The following is a 25,903-nucleotide window of genomic DNA, read 5'->3' as shown; positions in this document are numbered from 1 at the left end:
CATGAAGTCGTCGCCTGTTGCCGAGTCGGCGCGTTCGAGCGCGCTCGTCCGGATCTTAAACATGCTCGAGGACGCGCTATTCGGCCACAGGCGGCTTGTGCTTGGATTACTCATCGCTTTCACCGTTGCGATGGGATGGTTTGCGGTCAAGCTGCGAATGGATGCTGGCTTCGAGAAGCAGCTTCCCGTGGGGCACGAATATATCGCCACATTCAACGAATACCGAGATGATCTGTTGGGCGCAAACCGCCTGACGATCGTCGTAAAAGCCAGGAAGGGAACCATTTGGACGACGGAGGGCTTGAAGCGCCTTTACGACGTCACGCAGGCCGTCACGTTCCTGCCCTATGTGTCGCGCAGCAGCGTCCAGTCTTTATGGACGCCGAATTCCTTCGTCAACGAAATCACCGAGGAAGGGTTCCGGGCCGATCCACTCATCCCGGGCACGGTCACCCCGGACCGCCTGGATGCAACGGCCATCGGCGATATCTCTCGGTCGACGGCGCAGGGGGGCTTTGTCGGCAGCCTGGTCTCGCGAGACCAAACCAGTGCCATGGTGACGGCCGACCTGAACGAGGTGAACGCCAGCGGTAAGCGTATCGACTATGTGTCGTTCGACAGGATGCTGGAGTCTGAGCTACGCAAGAAGTTCGAGGACGACAAGTACGAGATCCAGATCATCGGCTTCGCCAAACAGATTGGTGACATCGCTGAGGGCGCTGCCGCCGTCCTGCAGTTCTGCCTGATGGCGCTGTTGCTAACCGCCTTGGCTGTGTATTGGTACTGTCGATCGATTCGCTTGACGATATTGCCACTGAGTTGCTCGCTCTTTTCGCTGATCTGGCAATTCGGGACGTTGTATTTGCTGGGGTACGGGCTTGATCCGTTGGGTGTGCTGGTGCCCTTCCTCGTGTTCGCCATCGGCGTCTCGCATGGTGTTCAGCAGATCAACTTCATCGTTCGAGAGATCTCTCACGGCAAGTCTGTGGACCGCGCTGCGCGCTCGAGTTTCAGTGGTCTTCTGGTGCCCGGAACGCTTGCGCTCATCACCGCGTTCGTTTCCTTCGCCACGCTGGTTCTTGTCCCGATTCCGATGGTGCGCGAATTGGCCATCACGGCATCGCTTGGCGTTGCGTACAAGATCATCACGAACCTGGTCATGCTTCCCCTTGCGGCATCGATGCTTCAGGTGGACGCTGCGTATGCCAAAAGCATGGAAGCGAGGGCGGTACAACGGGCACGTTGGCTGCATGTCCTGGCACGCGTTGCGGTTCCCCGAAATGCAGCACTCGTTCTTGTCATCGCGGCCGGCGTGTTTGCCACGGCGGCCTGGCAGAGCCGGGATCGCGTGGTCGGTACGTTGCAGGCGGGCGCGCCGGAGTTGCGTGCAGACGCCCGATTCAACCGAGACGCTGTTTCGATCGCCACCAACTACGACATCGGGCTGGACTGGCTCACGGTCGTCTTTCAGGCGCCGTCCAACTCGTGCGAGAACGTCCAGATTGCCACATACCAGGACCGGTTCGTCTGGGCAATGCAGCCCGTAAATGGAGTGTTGTCCATTACGTCCTTTTCGTCGCTGCTTCGCCAATACAACGAAGGCTACAACGAAGGAAATCCGAAGATGTCCGCGACGCCCATTGATCCCGCGAATTACGCGGCGATGGCCGTAGAAGTGGGGCGGCTTCCCGGAATCATGCGCAAGGATTGCAGCATGAGTGCGGTGCATATCTATCTCTCCGATCACAAAGCCACCACGATCAATCGCGTGATCGCCGCGGTGAAGACATTCCGCGACACGGAGAAACTCCCCGGCGTCACGATCCGGCTTGCCTCAGGCAACGCGGGCGTCTTGGCGGCAACGAACGAAGTGATCGAGCACAGCGAACTCCCCATGATGCTGTACGTGTATGCCACGATCGTCCTGCTGGTTTTTCTCGCTTATCGGGACGTTCGCGCCGTACTGGCCTGTTGTCTCCCGCTCACGATCGGCACGTTTATCGGCTACTGGTTCATGAAAGAGCTTGAGATCGGCCTGACCGTGGGCACGCTTCCTGTGATGGTGCTTGCGGTGGGTATCGGCGTCGACTACGCGTTCTACATCTATAACCGCCTGCAACTCCATCTAGCCAATGGCGTGGGTATCGTCAAGGCGCTGGAGCATTCGATTCTGGAGGTCGGTACAGCCACGATCTTTACGGCACTGACGCTGGCTGTTGGGGTGGCAACGTGGTCGTTCTCCGCACTGAAGTTCCAAGCCGACATGGGCAAGCTGCTCGCGTTCATGTTCCTGGTCAATATGGTGATGGCGATGACCGTTCTTCCTGCTTTTGCGGTTTGGCTGGAACGGCTATTCCCACGCCGCGGCCCCGCGCGTGCACCGGGCCTCCTGGCGCATTGATGTGGGGAGACGAACCATGAAGATCCTTCATTCGCGCATCCTTCGAGCCTTCGTCATTGCTGCGGCGCCTGTACTGGCCGTGGTGGCCAATGCTGCCTCCCAATCCGAAAAATTGGTTCCGATTCCCGCAGCGAAATCTCCCATCGCGACACAGTCCCCGGTGCTAGGTGCGACGTGGGCAGGCGACCGTCTCGTCAGCGTGGGCGCCAACGGCGTCGTGCTGCTGTCCGATGATGGAGGTGCCTCTTTCCACCAGGCACAGCAGGTGCCGGTGAGTTCAGTTCTGACGAGCGTCAGCTTTGCCGGTCCGAAAACAGGATGGGCCGTGGGTCACTGGGGGGTGATCCTTGCCACCACCGATGGTGGTGAAACATGGCGAATTCAACGGTTGAGCACCGAGGAGGATCGCCCGCTCTTTGCGGTGCATTTCTTCGATCCACAGCGTGGCGTTGCAGTGGGGTTGTGGTCGCTCGTGCTGGTGACGCAGGACGGCGGTGCCACCTGGACAGAGCAGCGCGTGAATCCCAAAGCGGGCACCAAGTCCGACTTCAACTTGCTTGGCCTCTTTCCCGACGGAAAGGGGGGCGTATTTGCGACTGCAGAGAAGGGCCAGGTTTTGCACTCGGTCGACTATGGCCGGACATGGGAATACCTCGACACCGGCTACAACGGCTCTCTGTGGTGCGGGGCGATGCTGGACGGCGGCGTGCTGCTAGTCGGCGGCCAGCGCGGAACGTTGATGCGCAGCGAAGACGGCGGCCGGAGCTGGACGCGAATACCTTTGAAAGCCGCCAGCTCCATCACATCCATCGCGGCCAGAAACGGCGACGTGATGGTCGTCGGCCTCGATGGCTTCGCGGCCCAAAGCCATGACGGCGGTCGGACTTTCACGGAATCGATCCGTGCCGGCGGCGCCCCGCTGACGGCGGCATTGCCCACGGGGCCGGGGAAATGGCTGATGTTCTCGCAACGAGGCGTCGTACAGGACCCCGCCGCAAATCCCCAAAACCAGAACTAAGCCGACGCATTCGGCAAGGAGACAACGCGTGACCATTGGAAAAGACTCAGCGCATCTTCAATGCGCCTTCATCAACGGCCGTTGGGTACCGCCGAGCGGTGGCGGCCGCCATCACGATGTGATCAATCCCGCGACAGAAGAGGTATCGGGCAGTGTTGTCTTTGGAGACGAAGCTGACGCTGTATTCGCGATTCAGGCTGCGTACGATGCATTTCCCGCCTATTCTCAGACGCCGCTTGCTGAACGCATCGCGCTGCTGGAGCGCATTGCCGACATATATGAACGGCGGATGGACGACATGGCGCGTGCCATTACGCTGGAAATGGGAGCGCCCCTTTACGCGTTGTCGATGCCTGCCCAAGCGCCCGCCGGCATGATGCATTTTCGTGCGACGGCAGCTGTCGCCAAGGCGCATGCCTTTGAGGTTCAGTTGCCGTCCACGCGCGTGGTGAAAGAGCCTGTCGGTGTGTGCGCCATGATCACGCCGTGGAACTGGCCGATGAACCAAGTCGCCTGCAAGGTCGCCCCAGCCTTGGTAGCAGGTTGCACCATCGTTCTGAAGCCCAGCCAGAACGCTCCTTACTCCTCAGTGCTGTTTGCGGAAATCCTGGAGGAGGCTGGCGTTCCTCCCGGCGTCTTCAATATGGTCCAGGGAGAAGGCGGTCGCCTCGGCCAGGTACTTGCCTCGCATCCACTGGTCGATATGGTCTCGTTGACCGGTTCGACAAGCGCCGGTGCACAGGTGACCAAGGCCGCAGCAGATACCGTCAAACGTGTGTCTCTCGAGCTTGGTGGGAAGTCGGCCAACATCCTTCTTGATGGAGCCGATTTCCCGACCGCTGTCACACACGGGGTGCTCAGCATGATGAGCAACTCCGGTCAGACATGCACGGCGCCTTCACGCATGCTGGTACCTGCGCACCGCCTTGCAGAAGTGCAAGCGATAGCGGTGGAGGCGTGCAAACGCATTGTGGTGGGTGACCCCATGGACCCGAGCACGACCATGGGCCCCATCGCCAACCGCCGGCAGTTTCTTAAGGTCCGCGAAATGATTCAAGTGGGACTGGATGAAGGCGCCACGCTGGTGAGCGGTGGTTTGAGCACGGTGGAAGGCACTGACCGAGGCTTCTACGTTGCGCCCACGGTCTTCACAGTCCCGCACAACATGTTCCGTATCGCACAGGAAGAAATCTTCGGACCCGTCCTCGTCGTCATTCCATATCGCGATGAGGAAGAGGCGGTTGCTATCGCCAACGACTCGATCTACGGCTTATCGGGCTACGTTTACGGTCCGGATGTTGACGAGGCGCAGCGCGTGGCGCGGCGGATGCGTACTGGCATGGTGCACCTCAACGGGGCTGGGGTGGATCCCATTGCGCCGTTTGGCGGATACAAACAATCCGGAAACGGCCGAGAGTGGGGTGCGGCTGGGATCGACGAGTTTCTAGAAACAAAGTCGATCATGGGTGCAACCGGCAACTGACTGCGGCGAGGGAAGCACGGTCCGGGGCGCCCGCGCTTCCCAGCATGGCTCAAGTCAATGGATAGGGAGCGAAAAATCTGATGTAAATCGATTAATCGTCAGCTTACGAGCCGAGAGTTGTTGCTCGTCGAGGCTCCAGATTGCGGCCTACGCTGCGCTTTCTGCTTGACGCTCTTTTAGAACCAGGGTTTCCGGCAGGAAGCATCTCAGATACGCGAGCGTGGCCCGAACAGACTCCGCGAACGTTTCGTCGTCTATCTCGCCCCGGGCGGAATAAGAGCCCGACCACAACGCCTCCCCGAGTTCTGTAGAGAACATGAAGTAGCGTTCCAGATTTGGGATTTCCGGCATGACATAGGCTTCCCGCATTACCTCGAGCGAAGCCTGCCCGAATGTTTTATTGTGCATCAGGTTGTTAATCCGACTTTGGCGATGCAATGTTGGCCCCAACATGATTTCACTCATGGCTCGATTGTTGTTGAGCACATCACGGGCATCCGCCATCACAGCTTTAACCCAATCTTGCCAGCTTGGGTTCTTTTTGGCAGCCTGGCGCTTGCTCTGCTCCAGAACGATGGCAGTTAGCCGCTCGTTGTATATCTTGTTTAACTCAATATGGATTGCGGTGACCGTATTGAACAGGTAATGCACAGAGGCGGGCGCTATCTTGGACTGCTTTCCAATATCGTAGAGACTAATATCTTCGATATTTGCGGTTTGCAGCAAATGTTCGGTTGCCTCGATAATCGCTTGATATCTGCGCCTGCTTCGCTCTTGAGTTGGCACGCGAGGGGATCGCCGCACCTCTGCGGTGCGTCCTTTTCGGTGCGAAGCCTTTTGGCGCACCGGTTCATCGTCGGGAGGCGTGATTTTTGATCCTGACACTCTGGGTGAATCCTCTGTAGATTAAAGGCGCTCAGCGACGGGTCAGCGTTTTATTTATTGCCTTTCAGCGCTCGTTCTGCTGCACGTAGGCCACCACGGACGCCGGATTCCATGTGGACACCATCGTAATCGTTGCCGGCGAATGAAATCCCGTCAAACGATTCAGCCTCCTTCTTGAACGCGAGAATCTTAGCATGCTGGCCCGGAGCGAAGCGGCCAACACCCCACGTATGCCGCTGCACGCGTGCCTCATCAACCCATTGAGAAATCCCTGGGAAGAAGGCCTCCACGTCGCGTAACGCTTGGATGATCAGGTCTGACTCACTTTGCTGGGCGAGACGCGCTGCATCGGGATAGCAAGGCCATGCGGAAATGATCCCCTTGCCACTTGGCACCAGGTGCGGAGTCTTGACCGTGTGATTCAAAGCCATGTTAAAGACGGTATCCCGGTAGGCGTGCCCCATGTACACGAACGCCTCTGTTTGGAGAGGGCGATCAAGGAAAAAGTACACCAGCGAGAAAGGGGCATTTGGGAATGAAGACAGAAACTCTTTTGCTGTCTGCATACCATCGGGGACGAGCTCGGCAGCCCGATCGATGGAGCATGCGACGATAACGTGCTTTGCACTTAGTGTGGTTCCGTTTTCAAGAAGGACGCCTTCGACCTTGCCTCGATTCGTGAGGATCTTTGATACCGCCGTTTCATATTGCACATTGACCCGTTTGGCCATCCGTTCGGCAAGTGTGACATTGCCTGTGCGCAGCGTCATGACTTTGGATGTGCCAAACATCTTTATGAGATTGAGCGTGTGATATAGATTCGTATGCTCGGCCGTTGTATTTGCCATTCCATGGGCTGCGGGGCGGAGCACAAAATCCTTAAAGTTGCTGCCGGCCCAAGAAAACGCGTCCGCAGCCGAAACGTTGTCGTATTCCGGAATGTCTTTCTCTGTGTCAAAGAACGAAAATCGTTTCGACATGGCAAGATACCGGATCGTAAACCACGTGAGATCCAATGTTCCCCGCAGGCCCAGCAGCTTGGCAAGCCCCAAGTTCCCTTGCGGAAATTGGATATTGCCCCGGCGATCCAAATATCCGGCTTGGAGGTTCGATTGGGGCATCAGATCCTGAGACAGCCCATAGGAATTCACAAGCTTCAGCATTTCTCTGTAGTTGGAATGAATTCCTTGCGCCCCGCCTTCTGCTGCATCCCCTTTTCTCGTCAGGCGGACGATCCGTCCGCCAGGGCGGTTTGACGCCTCCAAGACAACAACATCTCGACCTGCTTCCTTCAATGTGTGCGCCGCTGTGAGGCCGGTGATGCCTGCGCCGATAACGATGGTGGTGTCTTTCATGTACGTGAGATGACGTCGTCGTGAGAACGGGGCGCGATGACCCCTTGTGGATCCCAGTGTACGATAAAACTTGACTAACGTCAGCTTTTGGATCAATGTTTGACACCAACGATCGCCCGAGGTGGGCGGGACGCATGCTAGGGGAACTGCCATGGACGGAAGTGTCGAGAACGGCAAAGAGGCGTGGTTTGTAACGTCTACGGGAGCGAAGCTTTTCTATAGAGATTTCGTCCCGGCGCGCCCCGCGTCTTCTGTGCCGCTATTGTGTTTGCACGGGTTCATGCGGAACTCCCGCGACTTCTGCGAATTGGGAAAGACGTTCGCGGCCAAGGGTGTCCGTGTGGTGGCCCCGGATCTCCGCGGGCGGGGTTTCTCTACGCGGTACAGCGACCCCAAGGACTATCACTACGATCTGGTCATGCGGGACGTCAAAGATCTGCTGGACCATCTCGACATTGGCCCGGTTGCGGTATTGGGCGTTGCTCTTGGGGGCATCATCGCGATGGATATGGCGGGAGAGAGCGGGACGCGCGTGTCAGGTATCGTTCTGAACGACCTCGGCGCCGAAGTCGTGGAGCAGTCTGCCAAAAGAATGGCGGACAACGTCGACGCATCGGACTTCGGCTTTGATGAGGCAGTGGATCGCGTGAAGCTGCACTTCAGCAAGACGTACCCGGATCTTGCCGAAGAGCGCTGGGTGGATTTGATGCTGCGAGCCTATCGAGAGGTGGCTCCTGGCAGATATGCCCGGGACTTCGACCTTCGCTCGCTTGCCGATGCGCAACGGATGAAGGCCGAAAGGCCAGATCTATGGCCGCAGTTTCTCGCGACGCGCGGCGTGCCAGTGGCGCTTCTTCGCGGAGCGACCTCGGACTTCTTTACGGCTGACTGCGCTGAGCGCATGGTGGAGGCTCACGCCGACACCGTGCTGACAACGGTCGAAGGCCGCGGGCATCCTCCCCTTCTGGACGAGCCCGAATCGTTGGCAGCAATTGAGGCATTGCTACAGCGCGCTTCACAACGCTGAAAGTGTTGCTACGGTCGATGCGTCGACTCGAGGCGATTGTTGCCTCGGCCGGCCAGCCGCCGTGAAATACCTCTCTGGCAGAGGAACGGATGTAGAAGCGTCGGCTCTTATGGAGCCGCTTGACACAGCTTCGGGCGGAGACAGCCGGTCACCCCGCGGCACCCTAACCACGGCATAGCGTTGTGCACCATGGACAAGCCGAAAGCATCGCGTCTGGTCAGGTATCCGATCTACACCATCGGAGATCTGTCCAGCGGAATCTACTCCGTCACGCCGAGCATCTTGCTGATGTTCTACATGACGAACATCCTGGGCATCTCCGTGGGTGTCGCCACGCTGGCTGCAGTTCTGCCGAAAATCGTAGATCTGATTTCGAGTCCGGTGGTGGGCGGCATGTCCGACAGAACGTCAACGTCGCTTGGCCGTCGGCGTCCCTTCATTCTGTTCGCCGGGTTGACGATCCTGCCGGCATTCTCCTTCATCTGGGGAGCGCCGTTCAGTTCGCCGCTGGCCTCGGCTTGCTTTGTGGCGGGGGTCTTCAGTATCTGCACGTTCTGCTATTCATCCTTCCTGGTGCCCTATTGCGCGTTGAACAGCGAGATCGCGACGGGCTACCACGACGGTACAACGCTCAACTCCTATCGCGCCGTGTACTCCATGCTGGGCTGCGTGCTAGCGGGCGCTGGGGCTCCATTGATCGTTGAGAAATTTGGGGGAGGTCGGTCCGGATATCTGGCGATGGGTATCGTGATGGGGAGCGTCATGGCGGTGAGCGTGATGACGACGTTCTTCACTTCCAAGGAGCCAGCCCGACATGTGGACGCTCCGCACCTGACGAAAGCCGAGATTTGGGGTGCCCTGGTCAACAACCGTCCATTATTGTTGCTACTTTTTTCCTATGTTCTCCACGTCATTGGGAGCGGAGTGCTTGGGGCAACCTTGGCGTACTTCGTCACTTACGTGCTGCATCGAGACGCCGATTTCCTGTCCCTTCTCTTCTTTCTGACCTTCGGGGCGTCTGTCGCGGCGATTCCGCTGTTTGTGTATCTCGGCAAGCTTGTCGGCAAATTCGGATCGTTCGCGGTGGCACTTGTTGTCGCTGGCACCGCAGCCCTTGGGTACCTGATGGTCCATCCAACGACCCCCGTGCCATTTGTGTTGGCCATTGCAACCATCTTGGGGATGAGTGAAGGCGGAATTCAGGTGTTTGCCTATTCGATGTTGGCGGACTGCATCAAGCATGGAGACAGCCGGAGTGACGCGCCGCAGTCGGAGGCGGTGCTGAGCGGGGTGTTCGTCGCCGGCGAAAAACTGGGATTTGCATTGGGCGCGTTGGTTGCCGGAGGCTTGTTCGCTCTGTCCGGCTTGGTGGAGACACAAGAGGGTTTCGTCGAACAACCGCACTCGGCAATCTGGTCAATACGTCTAGCCGTCTCGGTGATTCCCTTGGTCGTGAATGCTCTAGCTCTGGTCGTAATCTGGTTCTACAGGGCTTTTGACTCTCGCATCGTCGCGCCTGCTCCCGTGGAGCTGCATAGCGAGCAACCTTCTGTTTCTTAGCGTTCTTGCGGACGAGAACGCTCCCATCTGGTTTTCCTTCCCTCTAAGAGTTTGTTTTCCATGGACAGGATGCATCTGACACTCGCCTCCGCTGACGCGATCGCTGCGCTGGAGGCGCGTAGACCGCAGTTGTGGACGAACCCGAATCGTTCCCATGACGGGATGCCCGTATGCTCATGGGGAGAGCGAATGATCGGCATGGCCGATGTCACTGAAGCCGCAAACCGCTTTGCAAATTTCAGGCACGTGCTGCTTCAGTTGTTTCCCGAACTGGAGGCCACCGGTGGAGTCATCGAATCACCATTGATTCGAGCCAGCTTTCTGCAAGAGGCACTCGGCTTGCCGCCTTTTGCAGGTCATGTATTTGTGAAGGCAGATCATGGGTTACCTGTTGCCGGATCGATCAAGGCGCGAGGCGGCATCCACGAAGTCCTGGAGTTAGCAGAGCATCTCGCTGTCGCTCATGGTTTTGCTTCCGAAGGTGACCTTGCCGGCCTCCTGGATCCCGAAGCGCGGGCATTCCTTGGCCAATATCAGGTGTCGGTTGGTTCGACCGGCAATCTGGGATTGAGCATCGGTGTGATTGCGTCCGCGCTGGGGTTCAAGGCAACGGTGCACATGTCTGCTGACGCCAAACAATGGAAAAAGGACCGATTGCGCAAGCGGAACGTCGCGGTGGTTGAACACGAGGGGGACTATGCGGCTGCGGTGGCAGCGGGCCGACGTCAAGCGGAGTGCGATGCGAAGTCGTACTTTGTTGATGATGAGGATTCCCTGTCGCTGTTCCTGGGTTACAGCGCAGCTGCGTTAGGTCTGAAGAGTCAACTGCATGCCTCCGGGGTTGTCGTTGATGAACGGCATCCGTTGTTTGTGTATCTGCCTTGCGGCGTTGGTGGCGCACCATCTGGCATCGCGTTTGGTCTTGCTCATGTTTTTGGACCGCATGTGCATTGCTTCTTTGCCGAACCTGTGGCGTCGCCATGCTTTCTTCTTTCTATGCTTGACCCAAGTGGGAGCAACCCTGCTGTGTACGACATCGGCTTGGACAACCAAACCGAGGCGGACGGGTTAGCGGTTCCGCGTGCGTCCGCGCGTGCGGTCTCTACCATGCGGACTGCGTTGGGAGGCGTTTTCACTGTAGACGATGAGCGGCTCTTCCAGCATGTCCATACGGCTGCAGTGACGGAGTCTCTTCGGATCGAGCCGTCTGCGGCGGCCGGCTTTGACGGTCCACGATGGGTAACGTCGCCAGGTGAGGGGACCGAGTACCTGGAGCGCCACGGTCTCAATCAGTACGTAGCGAACTCCACACACGTCATTTGGACGACAGGCGGGCTGTTCGTACCCGACAACGAATACCAAGCCTTTTTTGAACGCGGCGCAATCAGCAAACAGCGGTTGCAGGCAAGAGCGTGCTGAGAAGGACGGTAGTGGTGCATTGATTTAGGAGATCGGCATTGACCGATCCAGTTCGCACACCGTCGGGCAGATGTGTGTGGCGCTGGTGTTCGCCACGGCGATCTAAGCCGGCGTGTTGATGCCGCAAGTGGCCAGCGTGCGCGTTGAGCTGTACGGCTCGCTCGGCGCCACCGACAAGGGCCACGGCACCGATCGCAGCGTCATCCTCGGCCTGAAGGGGGAGGTGTCTGACACCATTGGCCCTGACGCCACCCAACCAATGCTTCCCAATACGAGGCGAAAAAAATGCCGTGCTGACACGGCATTGAAAGACCCCAGAGGAGACCGTTACCGGGATCTGAAGACGCGGTGCTGGCATGTGTCAGAGCGCCAGCAAGATTGGCGTGAATCGCAACAGGGATGCGCCGCGTTAGCGGCTGCATCTCTGGTGGGTCTCAAATCCGCAGAGGAACGCGCCCCGTTCACCGCAGCCCTAGATCATCGCTTCGATAAGCCTAGGACCTCGTTGCTGCATGGCTGAGCGATACAGGTCCGCAAACTCCTCTGCGGTGGTCGCCCGGGACGCTTCCACGCCCATGCCTTGGGCAATCTTGGTCCAGTTCATTTCGGGGTTGTGAAGATCCAGCATCGAGAGTGCCTTTTGTCCGGTCTCTTGCACGCCGACCCGCTGCAGTTCGATGTTCAGGATTCCATAGGAGCGGTTGGCATAAATGACAACCGTGATATCCAGATTCTCACGAGCCATTGTCCATAGCGCTTGCATGGTGTAGGCAGCGCCTCCATCTCCGTGCGGGCAGACCACCTTGCGATTCGGCGCTGCGATCGCTGCGCCGACGGCAACGGGCAGGCCGTCGCCGATGGAGCCGCCAGTCAACGGAAGATGGGTGTGCGGTCGGCCGGTGGCCATCGTACTCAGCAGGGCAAGGCCGCTCGTCGCTGATTCGTCAGCGAAGATCGCTTGTTCGGGCGTCAGGTTCGCCATGACCTGCGCGATTGCCAAAGGCGTCAGGTTCCCGCTAGGCATATCAGGCAGTTGGAGCGGTACGCGCTTCGCTGCCTGCGGTGGTGCGCCCAATGTGTCGGCCAAAGCTGCGAGGGCGCCGCAAGCATCTTCATGCGGGTGTGCCAGGTAACTCAGGTGGCATCCCTTGGGTGTGCACCAGCTTGATTTTCCCGGGTAGGCGAAGAACGAGACCGGCGGCTTGCTACCGACGAGAATGATCTGTTCCGTCCCTTCGAGGAAGCTGACGATCTGCTCCGCGAAATAGGGAATACGTTCGACTGGTACGCGTCCGGCGCCGAGTTCCGTATGCGGGGCGAAGGTATCGCAGAGAAGGCGTGCGCCGCTGGCCGCCTGGACGCGTCCTGCGGCTTCAAGACCTGCCCCATACAGTGCATTCGCGCGCAAAATGAGTGCCGTCTTCTTGCCATTGCGCAGAAGCGCGGCGGCAGCCTCGACGGCGGCGGCTGATACAGGTTCAGGCCCGCGGTGAGGCAGCGGATCCGCAGGCCGCTCAGCCTCGTCCCACGCGGTATCAGCAGGAAGAATCAGTGTCGAAATGCATCCTGGAGCCGATCGTGCAGCCTGCACGGCGCGGGCGGTATCGGCCGCCACTGTCTTCGCCGATTTCGACTCGTGAATCCAGGAGGACACCGGTCGAGCAAAACCGACGATATCCGACGTCAGCAGCGCATCGTACTGAAGATGGTACGTCGCGTGATCGCCGACGATATTGACGATGGGCGTGTTCGCCCGGCGCGCGTTATGCAGATTGGCCAGGCCGTTCGCCAGCCCCGGGCCGAGGTGCAACAAGGTTGCCGCAGGCTTGCCGGAAAGACGGCCATAGCCGTCGGCTGCGCCGGTGGCCACGCCCTCGAACAAGCAGAGGACGCTTCGCATGGTCGGCGCAGAATCCAACGCGGCCACGAAATGCATCTCCGACGTACCTGGGTTGCCAAAACACACATCGACATCACAGTTGACGAGCGTCTGAATCAGCGACTGAGCGCCATTGATCTGAATCTTTTGCATTCTGCGGCGCCTTTAGTCCATGAAGCTCGGATCCAACTTGGTGAGCTTACGCAGCATTCCAGGCCATGGATCCATCGTGCCGTCAGCTTGACCAACACGCATGAGTTCATGGCGGAACTCATCGAGAAGAGACTGCGGAAAGCGGATCAATTCCCCATGTTTCGCACTGTTCGCCAGCAACTGAATGCGGCAAGCCTTGCGGATGTTGTAGTGCCGCATGAAGGCATGTTTTGCTTCGTACCCCAGCGTCAGAAGTCCGTGGTTACGCAGGATCGCAGCGTTATTGTTGGCGCCGAGAGACCGCTGCAAAGAAGGTATGCGTTCTTCGTATGTTTCGACGCCTTCGTAGTCGTGATAGGCCAAGCCGTCTGCAATCGCGAAGGCTGCGGACTGAGAGATCGGCAATAGGCCATCAGCATTGCAGGCCACCGCAGCAATGATGTCGTCGTGGGAGTGGATCACGAAGTTTGCGTCCGGCCTAGCCTCATGTACGGCCCGCATGGGGTACCACGCGTTTTGAACAGGGCCGAATGGGCTTTCCGAGACGACATCGCCTTCCAGATTGATTTTGACGAGACTGGACGCAGTGACTTCTTCGAACAGCAATCCCGATGGGGCGACGAGAAAGTCGTCCCCTACGCGTGCCGAGACCAATTGCATGGAAAGGTCATCCCACCCCATGAAAGGAATGAGGCGGAACAACGCAGCTGTTTGTACCCGAATGTTCCATTCGTCATCCGAGACCTTGCCCTTCAAGGAGGGGTAAGCGGTATCGCCGATTTTTAGCATCGTTCAAATTCTCCAAAAGTCGCACAAGGGCCCGTCGGTCGTCATGACGATGGGTGGGTAGGTGTGCTTAGAACTCAATGACAGAGGGACCCGTGCCGTCCCATGCTTGGGCTGCCGCTTTCATCTGGGCGAATCCTTCCGTGATCAGGGGGCTCGCCTGGATCAATTCCAGGACTGTGCCGCCAAGCAACGGGGGCTCGAAGAAGACGGTTTCAACGCCAATGGAAGAGAGCGTGCGATGCAGGGGTGAGAACCCTTGATCGGCAAGGGTGGCGGTGTCAGCCGCTATGTCGTTGGACAACAACCCAACGTGCTGTACGCCGGCACCGTACCGATTTTGAAAATCCGCAAAGGCGGAGGGCGCCGCGTTGTGTTGTTCGACCAATTCGATCTGCAGGTCGCCCGAGTACGCAAACGCGGCCGTGATGTCGCATTCGGTGTGCTGGCCTCGATATGTCTGCTCCGCGTACTGAATGTGTCGGGAGACAAAGAATGGCCCGATGCCGAGTTTGTTCCAGAGCGCGATGGCCGCATCAACGTCGTCGACTACATAGGCGACTTGCATGACGGGGCCCAACTTGCCGATCAACATTGCGGACTCCTGTGTGAGGTACTCCAATGTGCTGCACGGCCTCAAAAAGCCGGCGTTAGTCGAGTTATATCAGCACTTCGCACAAGAGGCAACTAGACTCGGGAGGGCTCCGGGATAGCCCCTAGGCGCTGCGTAGTACCGTACAAATATCAGACATGGCGCTTCAGTTAGGTCGCAAGATGCGCAAATTTAACGGTAGGCAACGCTGGCAGAACCGGCGGACGGTGCGTGGACGTGTTGAGGTATCTGTTGCCCAGCTCACTTAAATAATTGACTAAGATCGGATTTATGCGCAAACTCCTTTCAACCGGGGAGGCGCTATTGCGCGACGTCGCGGGATGCAAAGAGAGGCAACGACTGCCGGTCTGCGGTGGCAGCTTCGACCCATCTCTCAAATACACGAGCCAGTGAGCGGTTTGCAGGAGGATTCGTAGTGGGCCACAAAGACCACATCGACAAGTCTTTCGACATTGTCATCGTCGGCGCCGGATCGGCGGGATGCGTATTGGCCAACCGGCTGACGGCAGATCCAAATGTGCGTGTATTGCTCTTGGAGGCGGGCGAATGGGATCGCGATCCGATGATCGGATTGCCCGTAGGCATCGTTCACATGACAGCCAACAACCTATATCGGTGGTCGGATGTGTCAGAGCCAGATCCCGGGCTCGGGGGTCGAAGAAACGATATTCCGCACGGCAGGGTGATCGGTGGCGGTTCGTCGATCAACTACATGGCACACACGCGTGGACATCCCGCTACCTATGATGCGTGGGCGGATGAAGGTGCGCCGGGTTGGTGCTACAAGGACGTCCTGCCCTACTTCAAGCAGTGTGAAGCTTGGGATGGCGGCGAGAATGCATGGCGAGGTGGGGCCGGCGAACTCGGGGCGCTGACCCCACCGATCGATGATCCCATCGCACCGGCGTGGTTCGACGCCATTCGTTCACTGGGCTATCCCATCTCGCAAGATCACAACGGCGACCAACCTGAGGGATTCGGGGTTCTGCAATACACCATCAAAGGGGGCCGACGCTCGTCTTCAGCAAAAGCCTTTCTGCATCCGGTTCTGGGGCGCCCCAATCTCACCGTTCTGACCGGAGCGATGGCGACCAAGGTGTTGTTCGAAGGAAGACGCGCCATCGGTGTCGAATATGTGCGGAGCGGCGCGCGAGAGCAGGTCTACTCTCGGCGGACAGTCCTTTGCCTCGGGGCCATCAATACACCGCATTTGCTGATGCTGTCGGGTGTGGGACCAGCGGATCATCTGCAGTCGATGGGAATCAGTCCAATCATCGATCTGCCGGTGGGGAAGAACCTGCAGGACCATTTGGCGTTCCCGATGATGTGGAAACGGAAACAGCCCAGTCCATTTCAGAAATCCCTCCGGTTCGACAAGGCCGCGGTGAACATGCTGCGAGCGGTGCTGCTACGTAGCGGGCCGTCGTCGAGGCTTCCGGGCGTCATCATCGGCTTCATCAAATCGCAGCAGAACCTGTCGATGCCAGACCTGCAGCTGTACTTGCAGATGCCGCCGCCCTATGCCGACACATGGTTTCCGGGCATCAAGCGGCGTTACCAGGATTGCCTCGTGACCCGCACGCAGCTGGTGGGCCAACGGAGCAGGGGCGAGATCCTACTCAAGTCTGCGGATCCGGCTGATCGGCCTCGTGTGTTCTACAACTCCTTGTCGGCTCCTCAAGACATCCAGGCCCTGCGGGAAGGTTTCAAGCAAACCTGGGCAATCGTCAACGCACCGGAGTTGGACGCGTTTCGCGGCGAGCCGGTCATGCCGGTTGGCGCGCTCAGTACTGACTCTGAAATTGACGCATTCATCCGCGCCAATGCGAGCCAACAGTTTCACCCTGCCAGCACTTGCCCAATGGGAAGCGACGACGATGCAGTGGTCGATCCAGATTTGAACGTACGCGGGCTAGAAGGGCTGAGTGTTGTGGATGCGTCTGTCATGCCGACTCTCGTTCCGGCTAACCCTAATGTGCCGATCATGATGATGGCCGCGAAGGCAGCTGCGATGTGGCAAGGCGTCGAGACAGCGGCTGGTTTGTCGGCAGCTGCGGAAACGATCGCCGAAGCGCGTGTCCCCGCCTAGGCGAGCGGGCCGGCCGTACTTGGGATGCCCCCGGCAGTGAAGTGCAGCTGCCTCGGCGCATAGCCACAGCGGAAAACGGGCTGTCCAGACGTCGAGCCCGTGGTCGACGATAAAAAGTCTGGCCAACTAGGCGCCATGTGGTTGGCCAGATTTTGTGTCTCTTGCTTGTCTGTCGATGAGTCTGCTTGGTACAGACTTTTCTTTTCGCCAAGGTGGAAGCAGGCCAGCAGAATCAATGCCTTACACGCGATTTTGGTACAGCCTTTTTTGTCTGCCGTTAACCGGTGAGCGGAGACAAAAAGTCCGTACCCAGACGGCCTTCAACGCGCGATTGGTCAAGCAGCGACGTACTCGCCCTGGCGTACCCTGCAGTGCCACGCAACCGTTCGATAGGCCGCGCGGCTCTGATCCCTAGGTGACCGCGACGGGTTCCGAAGGCGTCGATGCGGCGGCTATGTCGTGGAAGGAGACGGTCTTGTTTCGCCCAGTCGCCTTGGCGTAATACAACGCTTCGTCCGCCTCCTTGATGATGGCTTCCGTGTCTCCCGCTTTGTCTGGTGTCCAGGAAGCCAGGCCGATGCTGACGGTGACGTGTCCGAGTTCGCTGCCGACGTGTTCGATCAACAGCCGGATGATTGCGGTTCGAATTTTCTCGGCGATCTGGCGCGCGCCTGCTTCCGGGGTATCGGGAAGCAACAAAATGAACTCCTCGCCACCATAACGGGCTGCCGTATCGCCGGGGCGGCGGACGTTGTCGGCAATGCAACGCGCGACTGCGGCGAGTGCGTCATCTCCGGCTTGGTGTCCGTAGGTGTCGTTGTAGGACTTGAACCGGTCGATATCGATGAAGAGCAGAGACAGTGAGGACCGGGCACGGCGCGCGCGTCGCCACTCGCTCTCCAGCAGCTCAGCGAATCGACGGCGATTGCTCAGGCCCGTGAGCCCGTCGGTGCGGGCCAGCAACTCGAGCTCGTACTCAGCGCGGATTCTGCGGCGCAGCTGCGCAGCGAGCATCAGCGTCAGCACGATGAACGCGATGCCGAACGCGAATACAAGGCCGCCGATGATCAAGGCGCGGTCTCGCCACGCCGCATAAATCTCGTCCTCGGCTTCGGCCACCATGATGATGAGGGGCAGCTTGGTGAAGTGCTTGAAGTAGTAAATCCGTCGCACCCCGTCGATGGATGCCGTCTCTGAAAACGTCCCTTCCCGCGCTGTTTGGAACCTCTGGAATGTGGCGGCCTTGCTGATGTTGCGCCCGATAATCTTCGGGTCGTACGGCTGGCGCATGACCATCACGCCATTGGAACCGATGAGCGAAATGGCGCCACGCTGGCCAAGATCGATGCCGCCGAACAGCTTGTGAAAATAGTCGAGATTCAGCGCAACGACGGCAATCCCGCCAAACGATCCGTCCGGCTTGGAAATGCGTCGCGACAGGGCAATGCTCAGCGCGCCGCCTCGCAAGCGAGACACATAAGGATCACTGATGTACAGGCCGACGTTCGGGTTTTCCCTGTGGATCGTGAAGTACCGCCGGTCTGCGAAATTGCCCTTCCGGGACACGTCGTTCGACGAATCTAGAACGATGTTGCCGTGCTCGTCGAAGATCAGCATCGCGCCCAGATAATCCGCTGTCATGGCATGGTCGAACAGAATCGCTCGCCGTACGGCGGGCGGGGCTGACATGACGTTCGGCAGCTGCAGGTTGTGGATCGCTGCCTGGAGGGACAGGTCGTATAACTCGATGTTGCGTTCGATGTCGCGCTCTGCCAGCAAACCAACGTTGCGTGAGGTTTCGCGGGCACGGTCCAGCGCGTCGGCACGGCTCTGGATAAGCTGCAACACGCAAACGCCCATCAATGCACAGGCGACGACAATACCGATACCGATGATGGAATATGGAATGCGTTTGCGGTGGGGCATGGGTCTGCTGGGGGAAAATGCAATCTGTCCCCTGGGGCGCGAAGGACCGTTCTTATACTATCGGATATGCAACAAGTTGTTGTCTTACATCAGGCGCCGCCTGCTTCTAAGCCTTTCAACTGTTGCGGTTTAATCTCCAACTCCACGGTAGGGGATCGTTGTCGAGTGGCGAGTGCCTTCTTGCACACTTCGATTCGGCGCCGAGCGCGCTCGGGAGCTGGCAACGACGTGCTGACGGCCCTTCAAGATTGAGCGGCAAGAAGAACGTAAGCGCTTGGGGTACTTGTGTGGAGTGCTCAGGGGCCAGCCGCCGAAACTCGGCCTCAATCAAATCCGAAATCTGCACCGCCGCGCGCCCAAAATCAGTTGGCGCGCGCTCGTGGCGATGGCTGTCGGGGTAGGGCGATGAGCGCGCCGGTGTAGCGGTCTGCCTCATAGCGGCGCGCAAGCGTGCGCGCTGGATGCAGCTGGTGGTTGTGTTCAGCCGTCACCGGCAGGGGACAACTTGATGGACAGCGAGCGTCCAAGTTGGGTCGGTTTGGGACCTTCAGAACGGAAGCCTGGATTGCCGACAAATCGATGCGGCCCGCGTGAATGGCGTCGCGTTCGCGCTGATTGTGGAGGGTGATTCAGGTGGCTCGGGCTTCGCGAAGCGCATCCTGCATTACCGTGCCAGCAGATTCGATATGCGCCTTCGTCAGCCGCTTGGCAGCGCGCCGGTCGCGCGCAACCACTGCATCCAGTATTTCGCGATGCTGTGCGGACGAAATGTCCTGGTAGCGTTCCAGTTGCCAGACGAGCCGTAGATAGCGATCGGTCTTGCGCCAGATCGTTTCTAACGTTTCCATCAGATGGCTCTTGCCGCTTGCCTGGTAGATCACCCGGTGAAACGCCCAGTTATCCACCGACCAGTGCTCGATCTCCCTGGCCTTCTCGTCGCGCTGAAGTATCGCGCGTGCCGCGGCCTCATCGTTCGGGCCAAAAAAATCGATTGCCGAGTTGAGCGCGAGCAGCTCGAGCGCAACCCGCATTTCCGTGAGTTCCGCGGCCTCGGCCGTCGTCATCGCCGAAACGAATGCGCCGCGATTCGGCACGATCGTCACGAAGCCGCTCGCCTGCAATTGCACAAACGCTTCCCGGACCGGGATATGGCTCGTCCCGAACTCCTTGGCGATCAGTTCCTGGCGTAGTTGCGTCCCCGGCGCCCATGTTCCGTCCGCAATGCGTTCGCGCAGGCGATCGGCCAGCGAAGTCGAGGAGAGCTTGCAGTCTGCCGTCTTTTTCAATTTAATATATTAAAACAATGTCGGAGGTTGATATGACGGTGTCGCGGTTGAGAAAAATACCCGGGATCGGCGTGGATCGCGTGGGCGACGCAGCGGACGCCTTGTGCGACCCAGACATTCTAAGACTCGAAAATCTGGACACCGACCTCCGACCACCAGCGGTGGCGCTCGCCCGTACGCACGAGGCGATCGACGACGATGCGGCAAACAGCTATCTGCCGTTTACGGGCTTACGATCGCTGCGCGAAGCAGCGGCCGCCCGCGTCGGACATTCCGCAGGCGTCGAATATGACGCTGCGAGCGAATGCATCGTGTCAGCGGGTGGCCTCGCCGGAATTCTCAACGTTCTGCTAGCCATCGTCGAACCTGGCGATGAGGTCGTGCTTACGGATCCCACATACGCTGGCCTGATCAACCGCGTACATCTGGCCGGTGGCGTCCCGAAGTTTGCCCGGCTGCGTCCAGGACCGGACGGCTGGCGCCTTGACCTCGACAGCCTGACGGCCGCGATCGGCCCTCGAACCAAGGCCCTATTGGTCATGTCGCCCTCGATGCCGAGCGGTTACGTCCCGTCCCCAGACGAGTGGCAGGCAATCGCAAGACATTGCGAGAACGGGGGCTTATGGCTTGTCTATGACGCCGCAATGGAACGCATCCTGTTTGACGGCCGGAGCGTTGTTCACCCAGCCAGTTTCCCGGGTATGCGAGATCGGACCATCACGGTCGGTGCGGTTTCAAAGGAATATCGAATGATCGGATGGCGGGTCGGATGGATCGTCGGTCCGCAATCGATCATGAACGATGTTCGCCTTGTCAGCCTTTCCAACGTGGTCTGCCAAGTGGGCATCGCAATGGCCGGGGCCACCGCCGCACTGACCGCAACCGATGACGGCGTGGCTGCGGCCGTCGCGGAGTGGGAAAGTCGCCGCAACTTTCTGATGGATGCGCTTTCCGACTTGCCGGTCATCCGTCCTCATGGCGGCTGGTCAATGCTGATCGACACGCGAAGCTTAGGAATTGAGCCGCCGGAAGCCTCCGGGCTCCTGCTGGATCACGGCAAAATCGCGGCTACTCCGATGGGGGGATGGGGCCCTGGGGCAGAGCGTTACCTGCGCTTCGTCTTCGCGAATGAACCTGTTTCGCGCTTGCAGGACATTCGCGAGCGCATACGCTGTGCGTGGCGGACCTGAGGCAGGAATTGCTGTTCCACCCTCGGCGTCAATGGCCCTTCGGTGAATGGCACAGCACAGCCTCCGTGTGTGCGTTCACGAGGACCGCGGGTGCGGTCCTTCATGACTCGCGTGGCCGCTCAATGCGGCATCGACGTGCCGAGTCCGCCTGCCTAACCCAGGGAGGCGAACCATTGCGGGATGTTCTGAGCGCCGTCGAGGGTGGAGGGACCTCCGTAAAGGCCAGCGAGAAAGGTGCCGCGATGGCTGCCACCCGGGACGGCAACCCCGCCGGCAAGAGCTCCGCCTGCGGAGAGGGCGCGCCCGACCATCGCCGGATGGATCGCTTCGTCGGCCAGTCCGTAGTGAAAGCGGATCGGTGCATCGTAGTGCCAGTAGGAGGCTCTATTGGCCGCGAGGTGCCGCAGGAACGCGCTGTTGCGCTCGTCGGTAGCGCGATCGAAGAAGCCCGGCACCAGCAGCTGGGCGCCCGTCGGGATTCCCTGTGCGGCGGCGGTGTCCAGCTTGTAGTCCTGCCAGTATTGCTTTGCCATGTCGCGGTATTGCGGCTGCACCGCGGCTTGCAGCAGCCCGCCAAGGCCGTACTGAAGTTCGTAGCTGCCCAGGGCAACGATCATGCACAGCGATATCCAGCCTGGCAGGGCCGGATATGAGGCGACGCCCGCGGGTAGCGGGAACGTCTGGGCGCCTGCCCAGAAGCTCCACGCTTCGTTGAGGTCATTGAACGGGCTGGCAACCGCTGTGCCCGTGACCGGTAACGATTGCGAGCGCAGCGCCTGATGGAGCCATTGCGTATTGAGTGCGCCTTGCGACCAGCCATGCAGGAAGCGTTTCGAGGGTCGCAGACCGAGCGTGCGCATCGCTTGCTGACCAGCCGCAAGGATGTCAAGGCAGGTTCGAGTGCTCACGCCTTTGACTGCGTAACCCTCCCCGCGGCCATCGCGGAAGGGGCCCTTGCCGACATAGTCGGCTGCCACCACGGCATAACCCCGGGCGGCAAAGCGATGCACGTTGAAGAGCGTCTCCAGAGAGTCCGCTGCATCCGTGAGTTCGTAAGCCGGGTCGGCCAGCAACGTCAAATTCGACGGTACCTGGTCGAATGACAGGATCGTTCCATGCTGCCACGACACCAGTGGCAGCTCGCCCTTGACGCCCACCGGCACCGCCAGCAGGCCACTCACGCGCAGTCGTTCGCCGGTTTCCGGCACCACGGTGTGCGTAACGATCCGATGCAGGTCCACGTCGAAGCGGGCACCGTCCCGGCTCGCATCGAACGTAGGGAGAATGGCCGGCTTGTTGAACAGCGGATACGCCTTTGCGACGAGGTCGTCGAGCCGCTGACCGCTGACGCGACAGGAGCGGTCGATGACGCTGCGCGCGATGCGTGCGGCGCTGCGCGTGCCCACTGCGCCCGCAGACGTTCCCCACAGGGCGGCCGATAGCAATCCGGCCTGCACGATGAACGACCGCCGTGGCTGGTCGATTCTCCCGCCCGCGTTATCTGACGTCGTCGGCGGGGACAACACAATTGCTTCATCGGCATCGCGTGACATATCGGTACCCTCCTTTTCGTTTTGAACCACGCCGCAAAGCTCGGCCACTCCTGCCTCGTATGGCCTGATCGCCTACTGCCTGAATTGAAGCTCGCCGCGCTCCCGGCTGTCGGTGGACAGTGTCCAACAAGGAACCCCGTGACAGCTTGATCCGAACCAGACTGCACGCAGATTTTTGACGGTCAACGATGGCGCGGGCGACCGGCCCCGCGACCTTCCGCCTGTTCAAACGGCAGATGTCCCAACGTAGTCACAGAAAAGCCATGCTGGCGGGTAATGACTTCTTGCGTAATCGGCAATATGAGATCGCGGTGTGACGTTGTAACAATCGCAAGGCGAAGTGGTCGTCACCAGCGGCTGAAAGCCTGGACGTCGGCGACATGCCTGCGTTGTGCTCCGCCCGCTGCGGCCTGAGACCGCAGAAACAGGAAGCGGTGATGACTGAAAGGCAAGGCCGGGTGCGAAGTCACCAAGGCCGTTGCACACAGCACATCGATGCGTTGGAGCGTGAGGAGTTTGCGGCAAATGAAGTCAGCATTTTTTGGCATCGAGGACTACCGCCGTGCCGCGCAGCGGTATCTGCCCCGCATGGTTTTCGATTACATCGAAGGCGGTGCGGACGATGAATCGGGGCTTAAGCACAACCGTGCCGCGTTTGAAAGCCTGCGGTTTTCGCCGTCTCGGCTGACCGATGTCCGTACTCGGGATCTTTCGACCACGCTGGCGGGCCAGCGCATGGAGCTTCCGCTGATCGTTGCGCCGATGGGGCTGACAGGTGCGTGCCGGCCGGATGGCGACATCATGCTGGCGCGAGCCGCTGCCCGAGCGGGGATCCCGTTCGTGTTGTCGACTGCCTCCAATGTTTCGCTGGAAGACTTGGCACGCCGGGCTTCCGGAAGACTATGGTTTCAGCTGTATGTCGTTCACCCCGAGCATGCACGGGCGCTCACTGCGCGGGCATTGGCCGCTGATTACGAAGCGCTGGTCCTGACGACCGATGTGACCGTCAACGGCCACCGGATACGCGATCTGCGCAATGGCTTTTCTGTGCCGATGCGCCTAAACCCCCGAATGGCACTGGATGTATTGACTCACCCGGCCTGGTTGACCAGGCAGGTCGTCGGTGGATTCCCAACGCTGCCGAATGTACAAACAGAAGGCTCGGCCAACTTGGAGGTTCAGGCTGCACTTCTGCAGCGGCGCATGGATGCGGGTTTCTCTTGGGACGATCTGGCCGCGCTGCGCGAGAGCTGGCCGCGCAAACTGTTTGTAAAGGGCATCTTGAGCGCCAGCGATGCAGCGCGCTGCCGTGCGCTCGGCATTGACGGGGTCATCGTGTCGAACCACGGTGGCCGGCAACTGGCGGATTTTCCGGCGCCTATCGAGGTGCTGCCCAGCATTGCCAAGGAAGTGGGAAGCACCACGGCCATCATCGTCGACAGTGGCTTCCGCAATGGCCGAGATGTGGTGAAGGCGCTTGCATCCGGCGCCAATGCAGTGATGCTTGGCCGCGCGCTGCTATACGGTCTGGCTGCTCGTGGCGAGGCCGGTGTCGCTGAAGTGCTCGCGATGTTCCGGGCCGATATGGAGCGCACCTTGGCGCTGATCGGGTGCGCACGCGCCGCTGCATTGGACCGAACGCATCTCGCTCAGCGCTGACACGCTCCGTCGTGTTCGCCGGTCTTACCCAGCAAAGACACGACGTGCCTCAATTGCTTCTGTCCGTATTGCTGCCAGCACAGCGCAAGCGATGCGCTATTCGTCCTTAAAGCCCCGTCGCACGGTTCAGATGTGCGGTAGCGCCAAAGGCGGCAGAAGCTAAGGTTTGATCGGCGTGCTGGGCGGGATGGGCGCCACCCGCGTGGCTTTCGTGCCGCGTCTGCTCAGCCGGGGGATGTGCTCGCGCATGGCCAGAAGCGCGCCAAGCACCACCAACATCGCAATCCCGAGCATGGTCAGATAGGCGGCTGCACCGCCGGCCGTGATGACGATGGCGCCGGCAAACGCGCTGAGGATCGCGCCCAGACGTCCGAACGCGAGACCCAACGCCGTACCGGTGGCGCGCACCGCGGTGGGATAGACATAGGCGCACAGTGCATACATCGTCGATTGCACGGCATTGACGAAGAGCCCGTGCAACCCAAGGCCGAGGATCAGCAGGTTCGTGTTGAGCTTGGCATCGACACCCTGCAGCGCAAAGGCGCTCGCAGCTGCGCCCGCGCAACACAGCGCCATCGGCCAACGCGAACCCCATCGCGCAATCGTCACCGCGCAGACGAGCGCACCGATCACGCCGCCCAGGTTGTACGCCGTCAGCCCCGAGCCCGCCACGCTCACGCTCAAACCTTCTGAAGTCAGCATCGTCGGCAGCCAGCTGAACGCCGCGTACACGGCCAGCAGGCACATGAAGAACGCAGCCCAGAGCGCCATCGTGTCGCGTGCCTGCCCAGGTGCGAAGAGCGAGCGGAAACTCGCGTGTTGAATCGCCTTCTGGCCAGCCACATCGGCAAACACGGCATTGCCGGGCACATCGCGCTCCATCTTCAACAGCAGCTGTGCCAGTTGCGGCCAGCGCGATTGGCGGCGCGCCAGGAAGCGCGGCGATTCGGGCAGCGCCGCCACCAGCACGAAGCCGAGCACCAGCGGCAGCGCGCCGCCGATCCAGAACAGCCCGCGCCAGCCGTAGAGCGGCAGCACGTGGCCCGCAAACAGGCCCGCCAGCATCCCGCCCAGCGGCACGCAGACGATGGTTGCCGTCACGGCCAGCGTGCGCCGACGCGCAGGCGTGAACTCCGCCGTCATCGTGGTGGAGCTGGGCAACGCGCCACCAATGCCCAGGCCGGCGATAAACCGCAGCGCGGCAATTGTCGCCACGTTAGGTGCAAAACCGATCGAGCACGTCGCCACGCCAAACAGGAACACGCTGCCAATGAGCGCCCAGCGTCGCCCGAAGCGATCGGCAAACAGGCCCGCCAGCGCGCTGCCCAACCCCATGCCGATCAGGCCCGCGGCCACCGCCGGCGCAAACGCGTTGCGCGTGATGCCCCACTCCTTGATGAGTACGGGGATGGCGAAGCCGATCAACTGGCCGTCAAAGCCGTCCATGACGATGGCGAAGGCTGCCAGCAGGACTGCCATCTTCTGCGCGAGAGAAAACGGCCCGTCATCAAGGACGGTGCCGATATCGACCGTGGTCGGGTTCTGGCTCATGCCGGCCTCCGCTGGGACGCCGAACATGCGAACGCGCCACGCAATACCAGCGTCGCGCTCACCAATCTGG

General features: G+C 59.9%; 19 protein-coding genes. 10 read left to right on the top strand and 9 right to left on the bottom strand.

What is annotated here, in order from left to right:
• Position 1 precedes the first annotated feature (1 nt).
• The 3 genes from R2669_RS05025 to R2669_RS05015 are packed head-to-tail and all read left to right on the top strand — an operon-like array spanning position 2 to position 4,902.
• A complete protein-coding gene (locus tag R2669_RS05025; protein ID WP_430708764.1) occupies positions 2 to 2,401 on the top strand; it encodes an efflux RND transporter permease subunit in 2,400 nt (799 codons plus the stop codon).
• Positions 2,402 to 2,417: 16 nt separating this feature from the next.
• A complete protein-coding gene (locus R2669_RS05020; protein WP_316898984.1) occupies positions 2,418 to 3,419 on the top strand; it encodes a WD40/YVTN/BNR-like repeat-containing protein in 1,002 nt (333 codons plus the stop codon).
• 28 nt (positions 3,420 to 3,447) lie between these two features.
• Entirely contained in the window at positions 3,448 to 4,902 is a 1,455-nt protein-coding gene (locus tag R2669_RS05015; protein ID WP_316898982.1) for an aldehyde dehydrogenase family protein, read from the top strand.
• A 147-nt stretch (positions 4,903 to 5,049) separates the two neighbouring features.
• Here the strand turns inward: R2669_RS05015 and R2669_RS05010 are convergent, their stop codons facing one another.
• Together R2669_RS05010 and R2669_RS05005 are read right to left on the bottom strand one after the other, a co-directional pair.
• Positions 5,050 to 5,787, bottom strand: a complete 738-nt coding sequence (locus R2669_RS05010; RefSeq protein WP_222614253.1) for a TetR/AcrR family transcriptional regulator — start codon at positions 5,785 to 5,787, stop codon at positions 5,050 to 5,052.
• Positions 5,788 to 5,837: 50 nt separating this feature from the next.
• A complete protein-coding gene (locus R2669_RS05005; RefSeq protein ID WP_316898980.1) occupies positions 5,838 to 7,142 on the bottom strand; it encodes a protoporphyrinogen/coproporphyrinogen oxidase in 1,305 nt (434 codons plus the stop codon).
• A 151-nt stretch (positions 7,143 to 7,293) separates the two neighbouring features.
• Here R2669_RS05005 and R2669_RS05000 point away from each other — a divergent pair, with 151 nt between their 5' ends.
• From R2669_RS05000 to R2669_RS04985, 4 genes are all read left to right on the top strand, one after another.
• The gene (locus R2669_RS05000; protein ID WP_147214797.1) at positions 7,294 to 8,169 is read left to right on the top strand and encodes an alpha/beta fold hydrolase; all 876 of its coding nucleotides are present in this window, start codon (positions 7,294 to 7,296) and stop codon (positions 8,167 to 8,169) included.
• A 189-nt stretch (positions 8,170 to 8,358) separates the two neighbouring features.
• Positions 8,359 to 9,729 carry an MFS transporter gene (locus tag R2669_RS04995; protein ID WP_147214798.1) on the top strand — a complete coding sequence of 457 codons (1,371 nt, stop codon included), beginning with the start codon at positions 8,359 to 8,361 and terminating at the stop codon, positions 9,727 to 9,729.
• Positions 9,730 to 9,789: 60 nt separating this feature from the next.
• Entirely contained in the window at positions 9,790 to 11,148 is a 1,359-nt protein-coding gene (dsdA, locus tag R2669_RS04990) for a D-serine ammonia-lyase (protein WP_260772871.1), read from the top strand.
• Positions 11,149 to 11,266: 118 nt separating this feature from the next.
• Entirely contained in the window at positions 11,267 to 11,668 is a 402-nt protein-coding gene (locus R2669_RS04985) for a serine dehydratase beta chain (RefSeq protein WP_392397947.1), read from the top strand.
• Here the strand turns inward: R2669_RS04985 and R2669_RS04980 are convergent.
• The 3 genes from R2669_RS04980 to R2669_RS04970 form a co-directional block, all read right to left on the bottom strand.
• Positions 11,621 to 13,165 carry an acetolactate synthase large subunit gene (locus tag R2669_RS04980; protein ID WP_316899076.1) on the bottom strand — a complete coding sequence of 515 codons (1,545 nt, stop codon included), beginning with the start codon at positions 13,163 to 13,165 and terminating at the stop codon, positions 11,621 to 11,623. The genes R2669_RS04985 and R2669_RS04980 overlap by 48 nt on opposite strands.
• A 27-nt stretch (positions 13,166 to 13,192) precedes the next feature.
• On the bottom strand, positions 13,193 to 13,969 hold the full coding sequence (locus R2669_RS04975) for a class II aldolase/adducin family protein (protein WP_316898977.1): 777 nt from the start codon (positions 13,967 to 13,969) through the stop codon (positions 13,193 to 13,195).
• A 67-nt stretch (positions 13,970 to 14,036) separates the two neighbouring features.
• A complete protein-coding gene (locus R2669_RS04970; protein WP_316898975.1) occupies positions 14,037 to 14,561 on the bottom strand; it encodes a VOC family protein in 525 nt (174 codons plus the stop codon).
• Positions 14,562 to 14,994: 433 nt separating this feature from the next.
• Here R2669_RS04970 and R2669_RS04965 point away from each other — a divergent pair, with 433 nt between their 5' ends.
• Positions 14,995 to 16,668: a GMC family oxidoreductase gene (locus R2669_RS04965; RefSeq protein WP_316898974.1), complete on the top strand. Its 1,674-nt coding sequence runs from the start codon at positions 14,995 to 14,997 to the stop codon at positions 16,666 to 16,668.
• Between the two features lie 411 nt (positions 16,669 to 17,079).
• Here the strand turns inward: R2669_RS04965 and R2669_RS04960 are convergent, their stop codons facing one another.
• Both R2669_RS04960 and R2669_RS04955 read right to left on the bottom strand, forming a co-directional pair.
• A complete protein-coding gene (locus R2669_RS04960; protein WP_316898972.1) occupies positions 17,080 to 18,594 on the bottom strand; it encodes a sensor domain-containing diguanylate cyclase in 1,515 nt (504 codons plus the stop codon).
• Between the two features lie 629 nt (positions 18,595 to 19,223).
• Positions 19,224 to 19,880: a GntR family transcriptional regulator gene (locus tag R2669_RS04955; protein WP_147214804.1), complete on the bottom strand. Its 657-nt coding sequence runs from the start codon at positions 19,878 to 19,880 to the stop codon at positions 19,224 to 19,226.
• Between the two features lie 32 nt (positions 19,881 to 19,912).
• Between R2669_RS04955 and R2669_RS04950 the strand changes: the two genes are divergently transcribed.
• On the top strand, positions 19,913 to 21,070 hold the full coding sequence (locus R2669_RS04950) for a pyridoxal phosphate-dependent aminotransferase (protein WP_316898970.1): 1,158 nt from the start codon (positions 19,913 to 19,915) through the stop codon (positions 21,068 to 21,070).
• A gap of 152 nt (positions 21,071 to 21,222) precedes the next feature.
• Here R2669_RS04950 and R2669_RS04945 read toward each other — a convergent pair whose 3' ends face one another.
• Positions 21,223 to 22,623 (bottom strand): lipase family protein, encoded by a 1,401-nt coding sequence (locus R2669_RS04945; protein ID WP_316898968.1) that lies wholly within the window; start codon positions 22,621 to 22,623, stop codon positions 21,223 to 21,225.
• 525 nt (positions 22,624 to 23,148) lie between these two features.
• Between R2669_RS04945 and R2669_RS04940 the strand changes: the two genes are divergently transcribed.
• A complete protein-coding gene (locus R2669_RS04940) occupies positions 23,149 to 24,282 on the top strand; it encodes an alpha-hydroxy-acid oxidizing protein (protein WP_316898966.1) in 1,134 nt (377 codons plus the stop codon).
• Positions 24,283 to 24,441: 159 nt separating this feature from the next.
• On the opposite strand, the gene R2669_RS04935 is transcribed toward R2669_RS04940, so the two are convergent.
• On the bottom strand, positions 24,442 to 25,833 hold the full coding sequence (locus tag R2669_RS04935) for an MFS transporter (RefSeq protein WP_316898964.1): 1,392 nt from the start codon (positions 25,831 to 25,833) through the stop codon (positions 24,442 to 24,444).
• Between the last annotated feature and the right edge of the window lie 70 nt (positions 25,834 to 25,903).

Source organism: Ralstonia edaphi, assembly GCF_958350185.1.
Classification (GTDB): Bacteria; Pseudomonadota; Gammaproteobacteria; order Burkholderiales; family Burkholderiaceae; genus Ralstonia; species Ralstonia edaphi.
This window is presented reverse-complemented; position numbering and strand designations above follow the sequence as displayed.